General features: G+C 47.8%; 12 protein-coding genes. 3 read left to right on the top strand and 9 right to left on the bottom strand.

Annotated features, from left to right (window positions below; genetic code table 11):
- Positions 1 to 657 precede the first annotated feature (657 nt).
- The 3 genes from K5Q92_RS00345 to K5Q92_RS00335 form a co-directional block, all read right to left on the bottom strand.
- A complete protein-coding gene (locus K5Q92_RS00345) occupies positions 658 to 1,668 on the bottom strand; it encodes an ArsJ-associated glyceraldehyde-3-phosphate dehydrogenase (RefSeq protein WP_220767067.1) in 1,011 nt (336 codons plus the stop codon).
- Positions 1,669 to 1,765: 97 nt separating this feature from the next.
- Positions 1,766 to 2,803, bottom strand: coding sequence for an ACR3 family arsenite efflux transporter (arsB, locus tag K5Q92_RS00340; RefSeq protein WP_220767066.1), 1,038 nt, complete (start codon positions 2,801 to 2,803; stop codon positions 1,766 to 1,768).
- Between the two features lie 58 nt (positions 2,804 to 2,861).
- Positions 2,862 to 3,206 (bottom strand): metalloregulator ArsR/SmtB family transcription factor, encoded by a 345-nt coding sequence (locus K5Q92_RS00335; protein ID WP_220767129.1) that lies wholly within the window; start codon positions 3,204 to 3,206, stop codon positions 2,862 to 2,864.
- Between the two features lie 191 nt (positions 3,207 to 3,397).
- On the opposite strand from K5Q92_RS00335, the gene K5Q92_RS00330 reads away from it, so the two are divergent.
- A complete protein-coding gene (locus K5Q92_RS00330; protein ID WP_259649441.1) occupies positions 3,398 to 4,702 on the top strand; it encodes an alpha/beta hydrolase in 1,305 nt (434 codons plus the stop codon).
- Between the two features lie 119 nt (positions 4,703 to 4,821).
- Here K5Q92_RS00330 and pmbA read toward each other — a convergent pair whose 3' ends face one another.
- Positions 4,822 to 6,162 (bottom strand): metalloprotease PmbA, encoded by a 1,341-nt coding sequence (gene pmbA, locus K5Q92_RS00325; protein WP_220767065.1) that lies wholly within the window; start codon positions 6,160 to 6,162, stop codon positions 4,822 to 4,824.
- A 206-nt stretch (positions 6,163 to 6,368) separates the two neighbouring features.
- Here pmbA and yjgA point away from each other — a divergent pair, with 206 nt between their 5' ends.
- Together yjgA and K5Q92_RS00315 are read left to right on the top strand one after the other, a co-directional pair.
- Positions 6,369 to 6,911: a ribosome biogenesis factor YjgA gene (gene yjgA / locus K5Q92_RS00320; protein ID WP_220767064.1), complete on the top strand. Its 543-nt coding sequence runs from the start codon at positions 6,369 to 6,371 to the stop codon at positions 6,909 to 6,911.
- 171 nt (positions 6,912 to 7,082) lie between these two features.
- Positions 7,083 to 9,641 carry an Ig-like domain-containing protein gene (locus tag K5Q92_RS00315; RefSeq protein WP_220767063.1) on the top strand — a complete coding sequence of 853 codons (2,559 nt, stop codon included), beginning with the start codon at positions 7,083 to 7,085 and terminating at the stop codon, positions 9,639 to 9,641.
- A gap of 79 nt (positions 9,642 to 9,720) precedes the next feature.
- Here the strand turns inward: K5Q92_RS00315 and K5Q92_RS00310 are convergent, their stop codons facing one another.
- The 5 genes from K5Q92_RS00310 to tldD form a co-directional block, all read right to left on the bottom strand.
- Complete coding sequence (locus K5Q92_RS00310) at positions 9,721 to 10,857, bottom strand: ABC transporter permease (protein WP_220767062.1); 1,137 nt, start codon at positions 10,855 to 10,857, stop codon at positions 9,721 to 9,723.
- 1 nt (position 10,858) lies between these two features.
- A complete protein-coding gene (locus K5Q92_RS00305; protein ID WP_220767061.1) occupies positions 10,859 to 12,022 on the bottom strand; it encodes an ABC transporter permease in 1,164 nt (387 codons plus the stop codon).
- 30 nt (positions 12,023 to 12,052) lie between these two features.
- Positions 12,053 to 13,024 carry an HlyD family secretion protein gene (locus K5Q92_RS00300; RefSeq protein ID WP_220767060.1) on the bottom strand — a complete coding sequence of 324 codons (972 nt, stop codon included), beginning with the start codon at positions 13,022 to 13,024 and terminating at the stop codon, positions 12,053 to 12,055.
- A complete protein-coding gene (locus tag K5Q92_RS00295) occupies positions 13,014 to 14,405 on the bottom strand; it encodes a TolC family protein (protein ID WP_220767059.1) in 1,392 nt (463 codons plus the stop codon). The genes K5Q92_RS00300 and K5Q92_RS00295 overlap by 11 nt, the downstream gene beginning before the upstream one ends.
- A 119-nt stretch (positions 14,406 to 14,524) precedes the next feature.
- Positions 14,525 to 15,973 carry a metalloprotease TldD gene (gene tldD / locus K5Q92_RS00290; protein WP_220767058.1) on the bottom strand — a complete coding sequence of 483 codons (1,449 nt, stop codon included), beginning with the start codon at positions 15,971 to 15,973 and terminating at the stop codon, positions 14,525 to 14,527.
- Positions 15,974 to 15,978: the final 5 nt, after the last annotated feature.

The following is a 15,978-nucleotide window of genomic DNA, read 5'->3' as shown; positions in this document are numbered from 1 at the left end:
TCTTAGCTTGATGGGCTAAAGCCCAACCTACAGTCAATTTTCTATCTTTTCTTTACCGTAAGCGAAGCGTTCCGTGAGTGAGCCTGCGAACGTTCAGTAAGGCCACAGGCCGCTCATCTCAGCTTTCCTGCTTTTCCTAGAACCTAGAACCTAGAACCTAGAATCTAGAATCTAGGACGCTACGCTGCTAGGAAAAGCAAAGACAAAAACTAAAACAACAGACACCAGCTGTACCGTCTTAGCTTTCCTGCTTTTCCTAGAACCTAGAACCTAGAACCTAGAATCTAGGACGCTACGCTGCTAGGAAAAGCAAAGACAAAAACTAAAAAAACAGACACCAGCTTGTACCGTCTTAGCTTGATGGGCTAAAGCCCAACCTACAGTCAATTTTCTATCTTTTCTCTACCGTAAGCGAAGCGTTCCGTGAGTGAGCCTGCGAACGTTCCGTAAGGCCGCAGGCCGCTCATCTCAGCTTGCACCATCTTAGCTTGATGGGCTAAAGCCCAACCTACAGTCAATTTTCTATCTTTTCTTTACCGTAAGCGAAGCGTTCCGTGAGTGAGCCGGCGAACGTTCCGTAAGGCCACAGGCCGCTCATCTCAGCTTTCCTGCTTTTCCTAGAACCTAAAACCTAAAACCTAAAACCTGCCTTTCCCTTTAAGCTTGATCCAACTTACCTACCATGATCGCCAGCTCTGCGGTTCGATTTGCATAGCCCCACTCATTGTCATACCAGACATAGAGTTTGACTTGGGTGCCATTAACCACCATGGTCGATGGTGCATCAACGATACTTGAACGCGGATCGGTTTTATAATCCACAGACACCAGCGGACGCTCTTCATAGCCTAAAATGCCTTTAAGCTCCCCCTCAGCCGCTTCCTTAAGCAACTGGTTCACTTCGGCTTCTGTAGTTTCACGATTAAGTTCAAACACACAGTCGGTAATCGAGGCATTCGCCAGCGGTACACGCACAGCATGACCATTTAGCTTGCCCTTTAACTCTGGAAAGATATGGGTAATGGCTGTCGCACTGCCAGTGGTGGTTGGAATAAGGCTCAAGCCACAAGCACGAGCGCGGCGCAGATCTTTATGGGGCGCATCTAAAATTGTCTGAGTATTGGTGATGTCATGGATAGTGGTCATCGAGCCATGCTTAATGCCGATCTTCTCATGGATCACCTTAACCACAGGGGCCAAACAGTTAGTGGTACAAGATGCGGCGGTCACGATAGGGTGAATATCTTTATCGTAGAGATCATGGTTAACCCCCATGACGATATTGAGTACGCCCTCTTCTTTCACAGGCGCTGTAACCACGACTCTTTTTACCCCTTGATCTAGATAAGCTTGCAGCAAGGCTTTAGTCTTCATCACGCCCGATGCCTCAATTACCACGTCACAAGCAGACCAATCGGTATCAGCGATCGCTTTATTGCGAGTGGTCATAATACGGCTGTCACCAATCACTATGCTGTCGCCGTCTGCCGTTGCTTCTTCCGACCAACGGCCATGTACCGAGTCAAACGTTAACAGGTGCGCTAAGGTGTTTGCGTCACCAGCGGGATCGTTGATCTGTACAAATTCAACTTCGCTATTGTGCCATGCCGAGCGCAATGCAAGGCGTCCCATTCTACCAAAGCCATTGATACCAATTTTAATAGTCATAATTATCTCTCAACCTAATTTTAAAAGGGTGTCAGTCAATGCTGTCGTTTAGCTAGCTGCGAACCGTTATGACTCGAGCTAATAGTGTTTTTCTCAATTAACTCGCTGCCGTAGCCTCATCCGCAAACAGATGGCGACTGCGATTAGCTATCGCCACCAGCGATAACATCACAGGCACCTCCACCAGCACGCCAACGACAGTAGCAAGTGCTGCGCCTGAATGTAGACCAAACAATGAAATTGCAACGGCGACAGCGAGCTCAAAGAAATTAGAGGTCGCAATCATGCAAGCTGGTGCAGCCACTTTATGAGTCAGCTTCATTTTCTTAGCAGCATAAAATGCAATAAAGAAGATACCGTAGGTCTGGATTAATAACGGGATCGCAATCAGGGCAATATTCTGTGGCTGGGCGATAATGGTCTCAGCCTGAAAACCGAATAACAATACAACCGTAGCGAGTAGCCCCAACATAGACCAAGGCTTTAGCTTAGCCACAAACCCATTCAGCTGCGTTTCATCACCATTTTTCTGTAACAGTTGCCTTGTTACCACACCTGCAACAAGGGGCAGCACCACATAGAGCACCACAGAAGATAACAGGGTTGCCCAAGGTACTTGAATGTCACTCACCCCAAGCAGCAAGGCAGTAATTGGCGCAAAGGCCACCACCATGATCAAGTCATTCACCGACACTTGCACCAAGGTGTAGTTAGGATCGCCCTTAGTCAGCTGACTCCATACAAACACCATGGCTGTACAAGGCGCAACCCCCAACAAGATCATGCCAGCAATATATTCGTTTGCGGTTTGTGGATCGACCAAATCGACAAAGAACACCCTAAAAAACAACCAACCTAAGGCGGCCATGGTAAAAGGCTTCACCAGCCAGTTGATGACTAAGGTTAGCATCAAGCCTTTCGGGCTTTTGCCCACATCTTTAATAGCGGAGAAATCAATCTGGATCATCATAGGATAGATCATTACCCAGATCAGTACCGCGATAACCAAGTTCACATGGGCATACTCAAGTCCTGCAACGATGGCAAAGGTATCCGGAGATAAATTACCTAGAAAAACACCCGCAAGGATAGCTAGACCCACCCACACACTTAAATAGCGCTCAAAAATACCCATAATGTTTGACCTAATTAGAGTAAAAAAAGCAAAAACCTTTGCTCAATAAAATCGACAACTAACAGCAATTCTTAGCTCTTTCCGGGCGATCACCCATCTGCAATAGCTTAGCTAAGTTACTGTCGATTAACCCTGCCTGCTCGGTAGCTAAGGTATGTAAAATGTCATTCGCCCAGGAGGGAAGCTCAGGGTTGATACGGTAAAATACCCACTGACCTTGGCGCCTATCGACCAACAGGCCAAGCTTTCGTAACTGTGCCAAATGGCGAGAGATCTTAGGTTGACTCTCATCAAGCGCAGTCATCAATTCGCAAACACACAGTTCTGATTCAGACTGGATTAGCAGCAAGCTACGCAGTCTGGTGTCATCGGCCAGCGCCTTAAAAAAGGTTAAAGGTGTCATCATCATCTCTCGATAAACTCTAATATGCGCCCGACAATTTCTATGAAACAGGCGCATATGAAAAACCATATATATGCAAAATAATATATATGAATTTTCATATATACAAGCAATAATTGGACTATTAAAATGAAAAAGGTGAAATAGTAAACATAGAGTAAAATTACTGCTAAGTTATCTATATGATTTAGATGACATTCACATTAGGCACCAAGGAAGCAGCCAGCATGCAGGGGTTAAAAATTATTGTCACGGTGACCATGATAATGCTCGTCACCGGCTGCGCTAACTTTCGCCATCTGGCCAAAGAGGTCGATATGCTCGATAACATCTATGTCGAATATAGAGTGATTATTGAGTCACAACATGAAACCGAGTCTTTCGTATTCATTCAGCTACAAGAGCCCAGCGCTAACACCATCGATGGTTATGAAGTCGTGATAGGTAATCAACCAATTACCGTGACGGGTGATAGCATGAGCCAATACCTGTTTACCTTTAATGACGCCAATAACGATCTCCGTTTTCAAGTCGGCGAGGCATTTTCCGTTATAGCGCTACCCGAAGAGGCTGATAAGCCACTACAACTTCAGCTCAGCAATACCCAAGGCAATTACCCGCAAGCCCTAGTCGATCGCCCTTTAATAAATCTGCTTAACGTCAAATTTAGTCCCGCAAAAATAGGTGAAATGGCCACTCTAGCTGCGCCGCAATTTGATAGAGAAAGTGCTAACTTAGGTATGTGGAAACCTGTCACCCATCTCAAACAAGGCAACAGCGGCGTGTTCTTTCTCGATGATTTCGATAAGAGTAAGATCCCTGTGCTTTTTATTCATGGCATGAATGGCGCGGCACGAGATTTTGAGCCGATCATCGCTAAGGTAGACAGACAAAAGTACCAGATTTGGGTCATGAATTACCCCAGTGGTTTACCCTTAGAGCTGTTAGCCAATGGCCTTAATAGCCTGATTAAGATCATCGATTATCGTTATGACGTTAAAACCTTACACTTGGTGGCCCATAGCATGGGAGGGCTCGTCACCCAAGGATATTTAGATCTGTGCCGTAACCAACTAGGCTGTGATGATATCGCCAGCTTCACCTCGATATCATCGCCCTTTGGCGGCGTCGAGTCGGCACAAAGCGGGCTAGATTACGCCCCAGTAGTGATGCCCGCTTGGCGCGATCTTGCACCAAACAGTGAGTTTATTGCGAAGTTATTTACAGATAGATTTACAGGCCATGAAGATGACTTCAGTCGCCCGCCACATCAACTTATTTTCGGTTATAGAGTCAGTGGCATCATCAACAAAAAGAGCAGCGATGGAGTGATAAGCCTAGACAGTCAATTAAGAGATCGCGCCCAGCAGCAGGCCGATCGAATATACGGATTAAATGAAGATCACGTTAGCATTCTTGCTAATGACAACCTCGCCAAGGCGCTACATGAGTTTTGGCAAACCAGCGAACAAGCCCATAAGGCAAATACCCAGTAATTAAGCTCTAATCCGCAACGAGCTATGACAGGTGTTAACCAAGATGCAATAAAAAAGGCTTCCCAAGGGAAGCCTTCTAGTACTCGAATCGTCTAAGTTAACCTTAGACTCACGGGTTCTTAGTTACCCGCGATCTTCATCTTATCCATTAAGATCCCGCCTGTGCGGATCGATGAACGTAGATCTCTGTCTTTCGCAACCCCGACGATATTCTTATACATATCTTTTAGGTTACCCGCGATAGTGATCTCTTCGACAGGGTACATAATTACGCCATTTTCAACGTAGAATCCAGCCGCACCGCGAGAGTAATCACCGGTTACCGTATTCACCCCCTGCCCCATCACTTCGGTGACAATCAGGCCAGTGCCCATCTCTTTCACCAGCTGGTCGAAGGTCTGCCCGGTCGTGGACAGGGTCCAGTTATAGATCCCACCAGCATGCCCCGTATTGGTCAAGCCCAGCTTGCGCGCCGAATAACTGGTTAATAGATACGTCGCAAGACGACCATTATCGATAATGTCTCTGGCCTTAGTGGCAACACCTTCGCTGTCGTAAGCAGAACTTGCCAGCGCGCCTTTTAATAACGGATCTTCATGAATGCTAAACCAGTCAGGGAAGACTTGGGTGTCGATGGCATCGAGCAGAAAACTCGACTTACGATATAGGCTACCGCCGCTAATCGCACCAACTAGGTGACCTATCAGGCCTGTAGCGATCTCTGGTGAAAACAGTACAGGGAGTTGAGTCGTAGCAATTTTACGTCCGCCTAATCGACCCGCGGTTTTTTCTGCCGCTCTCTTACCAATCAGCTCAGGATCAAGCATGTCGCTAAATTTACGTGCAACCGTGTAATCGTAGTCACGTTGCATACCACCATCTTGTTCACCAATGGCGACACAACTCAAGCTGTAACGTGAGCTACAAAAACCATTGAGGAAGCCATGGCTATTCCCGTATACCTTAACGCTAGAGTGGGCGTTAGCACTGGCACCGTCAGAAGTTTGCACTCGTTTATCGGTATCTAAGGCGGCCTCTTCAGCCAAAACCGCTAAATGGGTTAACTCTTGAGGCGAGATCTCTTGTGGGTGATACAAGTCAAGATCCGGGAACTCTGTCGCCATCAAAGACTTTTCAGCCAAACCATTATACGGATCGGCAGAGGTGAAGCGCGCAATATCATCGGCCGCTTTTACCGCTTGTTGAATCGCCGCCTTACTCAAGTCAGAAGTGGATGAACTCCCCTTACAGCCATCTCTAAAAACCGTAATGCCTAGTGCACCATCTTTATTAAACTCAACAGTTTCGACCTCTTTCATTCGAGTCGAAACAGATAGTCCCTGCTGCTTACTAATCGCAACCTCTGCACCAGAAGTGCCTAATGTTTTTGCATATTCCAGTGCCATAGAAACGGCATCTTTCAAGGAATCCAATTCAATATCAATGCTAGGTGAAGACACAGCTCTACTCTTTATTTATCGGCAATGGCGATAGCATAACAAACCCAAATGCCAATCACATTAAATAATCCCGTCATAACAGCCACAATCGTGATGAAATAGCTAAACATATCGCCTCTTTAGCCTAGGCTAGAATTAAAATAGGAAAGGAAATAAGCGAGTATAGATGTTATTATTAGCTCAGAATTTGTAAGAGATTTTTAGATATGAAGATTGTCGGTGACTCAGAACACTTCCACCAGCCCTATGACCAAGATGATAACTACGAAAGTAGAGCGGACGTTAAACGCGAGATCGCTATCTATCAGGAATATGGTAAAAAGTTAGTCGCATTAAGTAAAAGCCAAGTGCAAAAGCTAGCACTCGATGAAACGCTTTACGATAACATCTTGAAAGCCAAAACAATCAAGATCAATACCGAAGCATATCGTCGCCATATCCAATATATTGGCAAGTTAATGCGTTATGTCGATCTCGAAGAGTTAGAGGTCGCCTTAAAGAATGTCTTAAACCAAAACAGTAACGAGAGTGCTAAAACTAACGTCGCTGATAAGACTCGCGATCAACTGCTAGCCGAAGGTGATACAGCGGTTCAGGCGCTAATCGAGCAACACCCTGAGTTCGATCGTCAGAAACTACGCCAGTTTATTCGTCAGACTAAAAAAGAGCTAACGAAGAACCCTGATATCGCTGCGTCTAAGACTGCAAAAGAATTTGCTAAATATTTACGTAACGAGATCAAAGATTAATCGTTACATATATAGACATCATCACTATATAGCTACACAATAGCTCCCTTAGTATTAACCATACTTAGGGAGCTTTTTTATGGGTCTATTTCTTAGGCTTTTACTGAAGGTCCCAGCTTATACCGAACGGTCTTATCTCAGTAAAAATTTGTAGCACTAAGGAATATGCAAATGCGCCTCCCCTCAAAACTGGCTACCCTTCCCCTATCTTTATTCTGTCTTTCTCTACTTGGTGGCTGTAACGGCGCATCGGATGACAATAGCGATACCGACAACGGCGGTAGTTACAGCCTCTCATTAAGCTATAAAACCGTCGAAAATGGCGTTTGTGCCGAGCCAACAGATTCGCTCAGCTTTGCAGCCAATGGCAGTTTTTGCGCCGTCGCCCATTTAAAGCAAGGTAATAGCGACCGCAGCGGCCAACTGATCTCATTCTCCACAAGTTTTGGCCAGCTTTCAGTCTCGACTAAGCTTACCAACTCAAACGGTAAAGCCGAGGTGATAGTGAGTAACGCTTCCGCAACCGAAGGAGCAGGAACCTTAAACGCCAGCTTCATCGAAGGCGATAACAGTGCTGATGCTAGCCGAAACTTTGAATTCACTTCTGCAACATCTCCATCGGAACCTAAGTTCACTTTAAATAGCGCCATCATTAACGGCACTGCCGTTGTGACTCAATTTAAAGCCGGTGAAACCGTACAGTTGCAAGCTCAATTTTTAGATGAACAGGGCCAAGGCGTAGCGGGTAAGATGGCCAGCTTTACTGCTGGTAGCGCCAATCTCAATCCAGCTTCAGCTCTCACTAAAGACAATGGTATTGCTCAGGTCAGCTATACACCAAGTGAAAACGAGCTTGGCGCGGCTAACTTCTCTGTCATCTTAGAAGATGACGGCAAGACGTATCAGAGTTCAGGCCTCTATGAAGTGCTAGCAAAAGACGCCGTAAGTGACGAGGGAATTTTCGTTATCGGTCACTTCTCAGCAGACGGCAGCACTTTTACAGAGAATGAATTGGCGACCACACTGCCTTTAGAGGCTGGTAAATATATTGTCAGCGCAGGCGGCACATTCGGCGTAACTGCCGACTTGGCTACTAAAAATGATGACGGTAGCTATACAAGACTACAAACCCCAACCAGCGTTAACTTCAGCTCTAGCTGTGTTTCAAGCAGTGATGCCAGCATCGACTCCCCCGTTACCACCTTATCAGGTACGGCGAGCTCAACCTTTCAAAACACCAACTGTAGCGGCAACAGTGAGCGTGATGATCAGATCATCGCATCGGTTGTTGCCGGTAACCAAACTCTGTCTGCCACACTCGACTTTTCACTGGCGAGCCAAACCTTAGCAAACCTGAGTTTTGTCTCTGCCGAGCCGACATCGATTCGTATTAAAGGCGCTGGCGGCACAGGTTCTAGTGAGTCATCGCTGATCACCTTTAAGGTATCTGATGCCAATGGTCAGGCTATCGCTCAGCAAGCGGTAGAGTTCTCACTAGATACCAGTGTTGGCGGCATTAGCTTCGCCAATGGTAAGACGACGATTAGCAACACCAGTAACTCGGCGGGTCTTGTGAGCGCTACGGTATTATCAGGCACCATGCCTACCCCAGTGCGCGTAGTCGCAACCGCAACGGCTAACGATGAGTCGGTTACAACTCAATCCGAGCAACTCACTATTAACACAGGTTTGCCCCAGCAGTTGGGCTTTAGCTTATCAAGCAGCTTGTTTAACCCAGAAGCAGCAAAACACAATGGTGAAAAAGTAACGATTACCGCTTATGCCTCAGATAGCTTTGGTAACCCGGCCCCCGATGACACTACGATTAACTTTACGGCAGAAGGCGGCCAGATTGAACCAAGCTGCGTCACGATTAACGGCAACTGTAGCGTAGAGTGGACCTCTGCCGATCCACGTGTACCCGACCATCGCATCACGGTACTGGCTTATGCCTTAGGCCATGAAACCTTCTTCGATACCAACGGTAATAATGTGTTTGATGATAATGTCATCGAACCTGTTCCGCTCGATGACGGAGGCAAAATTATCGAAGCTTGTTTGGATTCAGATGGTAAAGCTAAAGTCTGCTCAGGTAACGGCATGGATATCGAAACATACCACTCAGAAGGTTTTGTCGACTTGGGTGATGCATTCCGTGATGATGATGAATCAGGTACTCACACATCGGGCGAGCCGTACTTCAATACAGCCTCTAATCCAACGTACTCTGTTGCAGATGGACTATTTAACGGTCCTCAGTGTCAAACATCAGATTTAGCAAATGGACTATGCGGACAAGACCAAGCTAACAAGACCTATATCCGGAAGGCTCTAGTCATGACTATGTCAGGCTCAGAAGCTCACTTTAAAGTCACTCAAGGTAATAGAACTATTTACGAAAATGGCAAGCAATCTATGGACGTAGTTACTATCGCTCCCGGAGAGTCAATGACCTTTGGTATTCAGTTCTTCGATAGTGCCAACCAGATCATGCCAGCAGGGACCACGCTAACGACAACGGCGACTAAAGGTGAGCTAGACGCCGATAACTATGAAGTACAAAACCTTACGCACGAAGGCGGCAGTTACACCAGTTTTGTATTAACCAATGATATTGATCCAACAAGCGTTGGTGAACCAGCCAAGAGCAGCACAGTTTCACTCAAGGTTGAGACACCAAAAGCGGTTAAGTCAGGCATATCATTCATCGTAGAGCTTAGCGGAACCTAAAGCTGCGGCTTCAGGTAACAAAAGGCCCGCTATAACTTAGGTTACAGCGGGCCTTTTATTTATCATGAGTTCATCTCACTTAAATAGTTGGCTTGAGCCGCCTTGTCACGCCCCAATACGCCAAGCCTAAGTAAACCACCACCATGGCCCATAATTGCAACCACTGGGGCATAATGCTCTGCCACGGCGCGCCCATCTGATTTAGCTCCAACATGGCCATAATGGCCGGAACCGCTGGCACGATTTGCGAAATGGCGACTACGGGCTCAGGGATCAATGCCGTTGGCCACACGAAACCAGAAACAAACAGAATAGGCATCGAGATCAGCAGCAGTACTTGAGTCGGTAGGTCTCGGCGGCTAAACAAACTACTAAAGGCGATGCCAGCAGCACTGGTAGCGAGCAAAAATGGCAACATCAGTAGCCAAACCTGAGCTAACGTTGCCTGTAGGCTAACGTCATACCAATAGTAGCAATAACCCACGTAATAGCTGCTAAGTAATCCGTAGATCAACATAAAGGCAGCCATGCGACCACAGATCAACTTAAACGGACTCACCTGCTGCCAGTAGCCTTGCTTTCTCCATTGGCTTGCCCCCAAAATTCCGGTGCCGATGAGCAACGTTTGGTGCAATATCAAAAGAAATAACCCAGGTACCACATAGGGCGTATAACCTAAGCTTGGATTAAACGCTGGAATACTATTGAGTTTGACCACATTAAGGCTCTGCTCTACCGCCGTAGCGTTATCGCCCTTAGCCAATAACCCTAAACGCTGAACATCTTTACCTATATCTAAGCCTGCAGAAACAAGACCTTCCACAACAGCTGAATAAATCAAGAAGTAACTGGCATCGCCGCCATAGCTTAAGGTGACGCCGCGACCCAATAATAGATCACGTCTAAAGTTCGCTGGGATCACCAGTAGGCCATGAGCCCGTCCGGTTTCAATCCATCTCTTAGCCTCATCGATGGAGCCTAGCTGAGCTATCACCTCAATTTTAGGGCTGGCATTGGCATCGCGGATAAGCTGGCGGCTGAGTGATGAGTGATCATGATCGATCACCACTACCTGCTGCTCGGTGGGGACCTGATTCAGGTATGGCAACGGATAAAGGATCGAGTAAAACAGCACGCCACCGAACACAGTGATTACGATAGTCTTATCCGCCAGTACCGCTTTTATTTCAGCCCAAATGAGTTGTAAAAGGCTCATGTTATTGCTCCTTTGCCAACGTGCTGAGCTCGCTCTCTTCAGTCTCAGGCAAGCCTTTTTTAGCCAGCAGAGCAATTGGAATAAGCAGCAACAGGAATCCCCAATAACCACTCATTTGTGACAAGCTAGCCAATAAGCCTTGGCCATAACTGACCACCGCAATATGGGTTTCGATATAGTGACTGGTTGGCATGATAACTCGCCACCATTGCGCCACAATAGGCATCTCATGCACAGGGAAGGTCACCCCCATAAAGGCAAAGGCCGGCGCAAACATCGCGGTGCAAAAGCTAATCACTCTCGCGCTATCTTTAAGGGCGAAGAAGATGGTAAGCACTATCAACCAAACCGCAAGTAACATCACGATTTGGGCAAGCAATAACACAGCGATACTGCCTGCTATAGGTAGATCAAGAAACAGATAGATAAGCGCTAGAATAAAGCTGCCATGGAGTAATACTAGCGGCGTATAGAACAACACCTTAGCCGCAATCACCTTCCATATGCCCAGTTCATACCACTGCTTAGTGGTGTTCCAGCGCAGCTCCCTATTAAGACTGTTGGCAAATACCATCATGGCCAACAACTGCAGCAGCGCGATCAGCACTGGCGGCACCAAAAAGCCCACATAGTTAGTATTACGGTTGAACAGCGCCGTAGTTTGGCTACTAACAGGGCTTAAGTTAACTGCGAGCCGCTCTGCAGGCACTCCGGCAGCGAGCAGTTTCAGCTCACCGAGCGGTTTGAGTCCATCGGCCATCGTTGCAAGCAGCTGGCTAGATAACAACTTACCCACCAGCAGAAATTGGCTGTTATAGCGGATATCAATAATCGGCGTTTTTGAGGTGAGTAGATCGCGATTAAGGCCATATGGCAATACGAGCAAGGCATAAACTTCCCCTTGCTTCATTGCTGCTTCTGCACTCGAAAGTTCGCTATAACTGACGGGCTTAGTCACAGGATTGGCTTGTAACTGCCTTGCTAAAGAGCGGCTCACTTGACTGTTATCCAGATCGACCACTGCAACCGGGAGCTGCCTTGGTAAACCCGCACTAAACAGCAGCCACAAGCCGATAATGCTCAGTAGCGGGATATAGCTTATCAACGCCAACTGCCATGGGTCATCTTGCAGGGCGGTAAACTCTCGTTTGAGCACCTTTATCAAAGCCTTAACCTCTTAGTTGTACGACTCACCTTAAAGGGTGAATAGCACCGACATACCGACTCTTAGATCGGCGATTGTCTCATTCGGACGTAGCTCTACCTCGAAGGTGCGCATATCGAAGTCATGACCGCTCTCTGTCGCTCGCCACGTGGCAAAGTCACCCATGACGCTAATATGGCTCACGGTGAACTCCACTTCTCGATCTAGAGCAGGGATTTTGAGTTTAAGCAGATCACCTTGCTTAAATTTCTTCAGCTGATCTTCGCGCACTTGGAACACCGCCCAAGCATCACTCATATCGATCAAGCTCACTACAGGGAAACCACTAGGAGCCAACTCGCCCGCTTGCAGCAATACCTCACTTATCTCACCTGTTTTAGGTGAGCGCATCTGGCTATCGGCGAGGATTGCAGAAACCTCGTTTACCGCACCTTCCGCCATGCGTGCATTACCCGCTGCCGCAGCCTTAGTCTCAACACGGGCACCTTCATCTGTCATCTGATACATGGCCAGTGCAGCTTGCTCGGTATACTTGGCCGCTTGCCACTGAGTAAAGGCCTCATCGCGCTTCTGTCTGGCTAGCACGCCCTCGTTAAACAGCACTTCGACCCGATCGAAGGTGGTACGAGCTAACTTTGCTGCCGCTTGTGCCTTAAGCCACTGCTCTTTTGAAGCCGCAACCTGCTGCTTACGCGCACCGTTATCCGCTTCCTGTTGCATCGCTAGTGCTGCATCACGTCCGCCTTCAGCCTGCATCAACTTGGCTTTCAGTTCAGGGCTATAGATGGCATACAGTAGATCGCCCTCGCTAACCTTGTCACCACGTCTAACCAATACCTCTTCGACTCGACCCGGCACCTTAGAGGAGACGTTATATTCACGGGCCTCAATCTGCCCCTGTAGCAGCTGCGGCTTTGGTGTGTAAGCAAGGATTAACCCATATACCAGCGCACCAATTAATACGATTAAGGCCACTGCGGCCAAGATACGGTTAGTGCGCATTAGGTTCCCCTTGCTTAATACTTCTACCAATAAATTCATCTAATTGACCACTGATGGCCATCAATCTTGCATAGGCTTGTACATAACGATATTGCGCCCCCAACTGTTGGGTGGCTACCGCATTCAACTTCAGCTCCGCATCCACCTTTTCGATTGAAGTCGATAACCCCTGCTTAAAGGCGATATCCCTAAGGCGTTTATTCTCTTCAGCTAGGCTCATGGAGGTATTTAACGACACCACCTCCTCTTGCGCCTGTAGCAACTGGCGATAGCTCTGGTCGAGCAATAAGTTCAAATCCTGTTGGGTCTGCGCTTTGGTGTATCTCGCCTGTAACAGAGCGCTCTTAGCGGCTTCAACCTTGCCACTGCGTCCGTCTCGGCTCAGTAATGGAACTTTGACCCCCACCCCTAACATCCAATCAGGCTCTATCTGCGCAAACAGGCTGTCATCTTCATAGAGGGTGTAATTACCGTAGAGGAAAACCGTCGGTAGATAGCTACCTTTCTCCACATCCACTAATCCCTGAGCCTGAGCCTCTTTCGCCGCCAGTAATTTAAGCGCCGGATGCTGATTAATTGTCAGTTGAGTCAACTGCGGCAGCGAGGGAGCCTTATTCAACATAAACATTGGAGAGGTGGTATCGACCTGCTGCTCATGCAACATTCTCGACAGGGCGATCATCGCCATCTCAGACTGACGCTTGGCACTGCCATAACTCACGCGGGCATTTTCCAGTGCAACCTGAGCGTTGAGGCGCTCGACTCGAGCGATCTGTCCTTGCTGTTCAAGCTTCTCGGCGTGAGATGCATGCAGAGTGAGTGAGTCGACGAGTTCCGCTTGGGTTTGCGCTAATGCCTCGGTCACCGCAACCGCATAATAACGGTCCACGAGCTGCACAAAAAGCTCACGCATGGTCAGCTTGAGTTGCTGCTCTTTCTCGGCCACTTCGGCCTCATGGATCCCTTGAGCGGCAGTAATTTTACCACCCGTGTAGATGGGCCACATGGCTTGCAGACTTGAGCGGAAGATATCTTGCTCGGTAAAGGGCGTGACAAACATCGAACCCGGAATACCCGCAAGCGCACCGCCAAGAGCGGGAGGTAAGGTGGCGGGATCGAGAGAAGCTAGAGGGTTAAGATCGCGCAGATCTAATTCGATTGGCTTTTCTAGACGAGTGTAGCTGCCTGTGAGATTTATCGAGGGAAGATTCATATCTTCACCCGCCTCTCGCTCAGCCTCGGCTCGTTTCACCTCTTGAGCCCCAGCTTGCAGCTTATCGCTGACCTTAATCAGCTGTTGCCAAGCCTCATCGAAGGCCATTGTCTTAGCCTGAGCGGTTAAAGGTAACAGTAGCAACAGCGCACACAGCGAACGTTTCATCAACACCTCTAGAGTTTTTACTCTAATTAATTGGTAGATACTAGCATTGCTAAATATTGCTCGCTAGGATCTAGCTATAAAATCTACAACTAAACCCTAGGCTTTATAAAACTATAGCGCTATGCGGTGCCACCGACTGTCAATTTATCTAGTTTCAGCGTAGGCTGGCCGACACCTACGGGAACGCTTTGGCCGTCTTTACCACATACGCCCACGCCCTTATCTAGGGCTAAATCATTACCCACCATAGAGATCTGACTCATCGACTCAGGACCATTGCCAATCAGGGTTGCGCCCTTGATCGCCTGAGTGATCTCACCATTTTCAATCAAGTAGGCTTCAGATGCAGAGAACACAAACTTACCCGAAGTAATATCCACCTGACCACCACCAAAGTTAGGCGCATAAACCCCTTTCTTAACCGATTTGATGATCTCGGCAGGATCAGACTCTCCCGCTTCCATATAGGTGTTGGTCATACGTGGCATAGGTAGGTGAGCATAAGACTCACGACGACCATTGCCTGTAGACTGCTCACCCATCAAGCGTCCATTGAGCTTATCTTGCATATATCCTTTTAAGATACCGTTCTCGATCAATACCGTCTTCTGAGTCGGTACACCTTCATCATCGATAGTCAATGAACCACGGCGATTAGCAATCGTGCCATCATCGACCACAGTCACAAGCTTTGAAGCCACCTGCTGACCCACTTTGCCGCTAAATGCACTGCTGCCTTTGCGATTAAAGTCACCCTCAAGACCATGACCCACCGCTTCATGCAGCAGGACACCCGGCCAGCCCGCGCCGAGTACCACAGGCATTTCGCCTGCTGGCGCATCGATCGCATGTAGGTTTACTTGAGCTTGACGCACCGCCTCACGGGCAAAACCGAAGCAATACGGTAGGCCATCTTTATCTTCATCCAATAACACGCTGTAATCATGACGGCCACCGCCACCAGATGCACCGCGCTCACGCTTACCGTCGTCCTCAAGAATAACGCTACAGTTAAAGCGCACTAAAGGACGGATATCAGCAGCGAGCGTGCCATCACTTGCTGCGACTAAAATCTCTTCATGAACACCAGACAGGCTCACCACTACCTGAATAATGCGACTATCTAAGCTGCGAATATAGGCATCAGCCTGCTTAAGCAGTTCTATCTTTTTTATCTCTTCCATTGCGGCGATAGGATCTGAGCTAATGTAAAGCGCCTTACTCTGCTGCTGTTTCCAAGCATTAACTTGCCCTTCACCACCCGCAATAGCGATACCACGTGCAGCGGTGGCTGCCGCCTCTAATGCTGCAGGGGTAATTTCATCGGCATAGGCAAAACCTGTCTTCTCACCAGTAATGGCGCGTACACCCACACCACGCTCGATATGAAAGCTGCCATCTTTAACTATGCCATCTTCCAATACCCAAGACTCATGACGGCTACCTTGAAAATATAGATCTGAGAAATCAATTTGATGTTCATGGATCCGCTTCAAATAGCTTTGCAGATCATCGATTGCTAGCCCATCTTGTAATAAGCTCTGTCCAACTTGGGTTAAAAGTGACATCTATT

Origin of the sequence: Shewanella sp. MBTL60-007 (assembly GCF_019654915.1) — a bacterium.
Taxonomy (GTDB): Bacteria; Pseudomonadota; Gammaproteobacteria; order Enterobacterales; family Shewanellaceae; genus Shewanella.
Note: the sequence above shows the minus strand (reverse complement) of the source record. Positions and strands in the feature narration are given on the sequence as shown.

Excerpts from the sequence above, each read along its gene's own strand:
- K5Q92_RS00345 (WP_220767067.1), bottom strand. The coding sequence starts at position 1,668 with ATGACTATTAAAATTGGTATCAATGGCTTTGGTAGAATGGGACGCCTT.
- arsB (WP_220767066.1), bottom strand. The coding sequence starts at position 2,803 with ATGGGTATTTTTGAGCGCTATTTAAGTGTGTGGGTGGGTCTAGCTATC.
- K5Q92_RS00335 (WP_220767129.1), bottom strand. The coding sequence starts at position 3,206 with ATGACACCTTTAACCTTTTTTAAGGCGCTGGCCGATGACACCAGACTG.
- K5Q92_RS00330 (WP_259649441.1), top strand. The coding sequence starts at position 3,398 with ATGACATTCACATTAGGCACCAAGGAAGCAGCCAGCATGCAGGGGTTA.
- yjgA (WP_220767064.1), top strand. The coding sequence starts at position 6,369 with ATGAAGATTGTCGGTGACTCAGAACACTTCCACCAGCCCTATGACCAA.
- K5Q92_RS00315 (WP_220767063.1), top strand. The coding sequence starts at position 7,083 with ATGCGCCTCCCCTCAAAACTGGCTACCCTTCCCCTATCTTTATTCTGT.
- K5Q92_RS00310 (WP_220767062.1), bottom strand. The coding sequence starts at position 10,857 with ATGAGCCTTTTACAACTCATTTGGGCTGAAATAAAAGCGGTACTGGCG.
- K5Q92_RS00300 (WP_220767060.1), bottom strand. The coding sequence starts at position 13,024 with ATGCGCACTAACCGTATCTTGGCCGCAGTGGCCTTAATCGTATTAATT.
- K5Q92_RS00295 (WP_220767059.1), bottom strand. The coding sequence starts at position 14,405 with ATGAAACGTTCGCTGTGTGCGCTGTTGCTACTGTTACCTTTAACCGCT.
- tldD (WP_220767058.1), bottom strand. The coding sequence starts at position 15,973 with ATGTCACTTTTAACCCAAGTTGGACAGAGCTTATTACAAGATGGGCTA.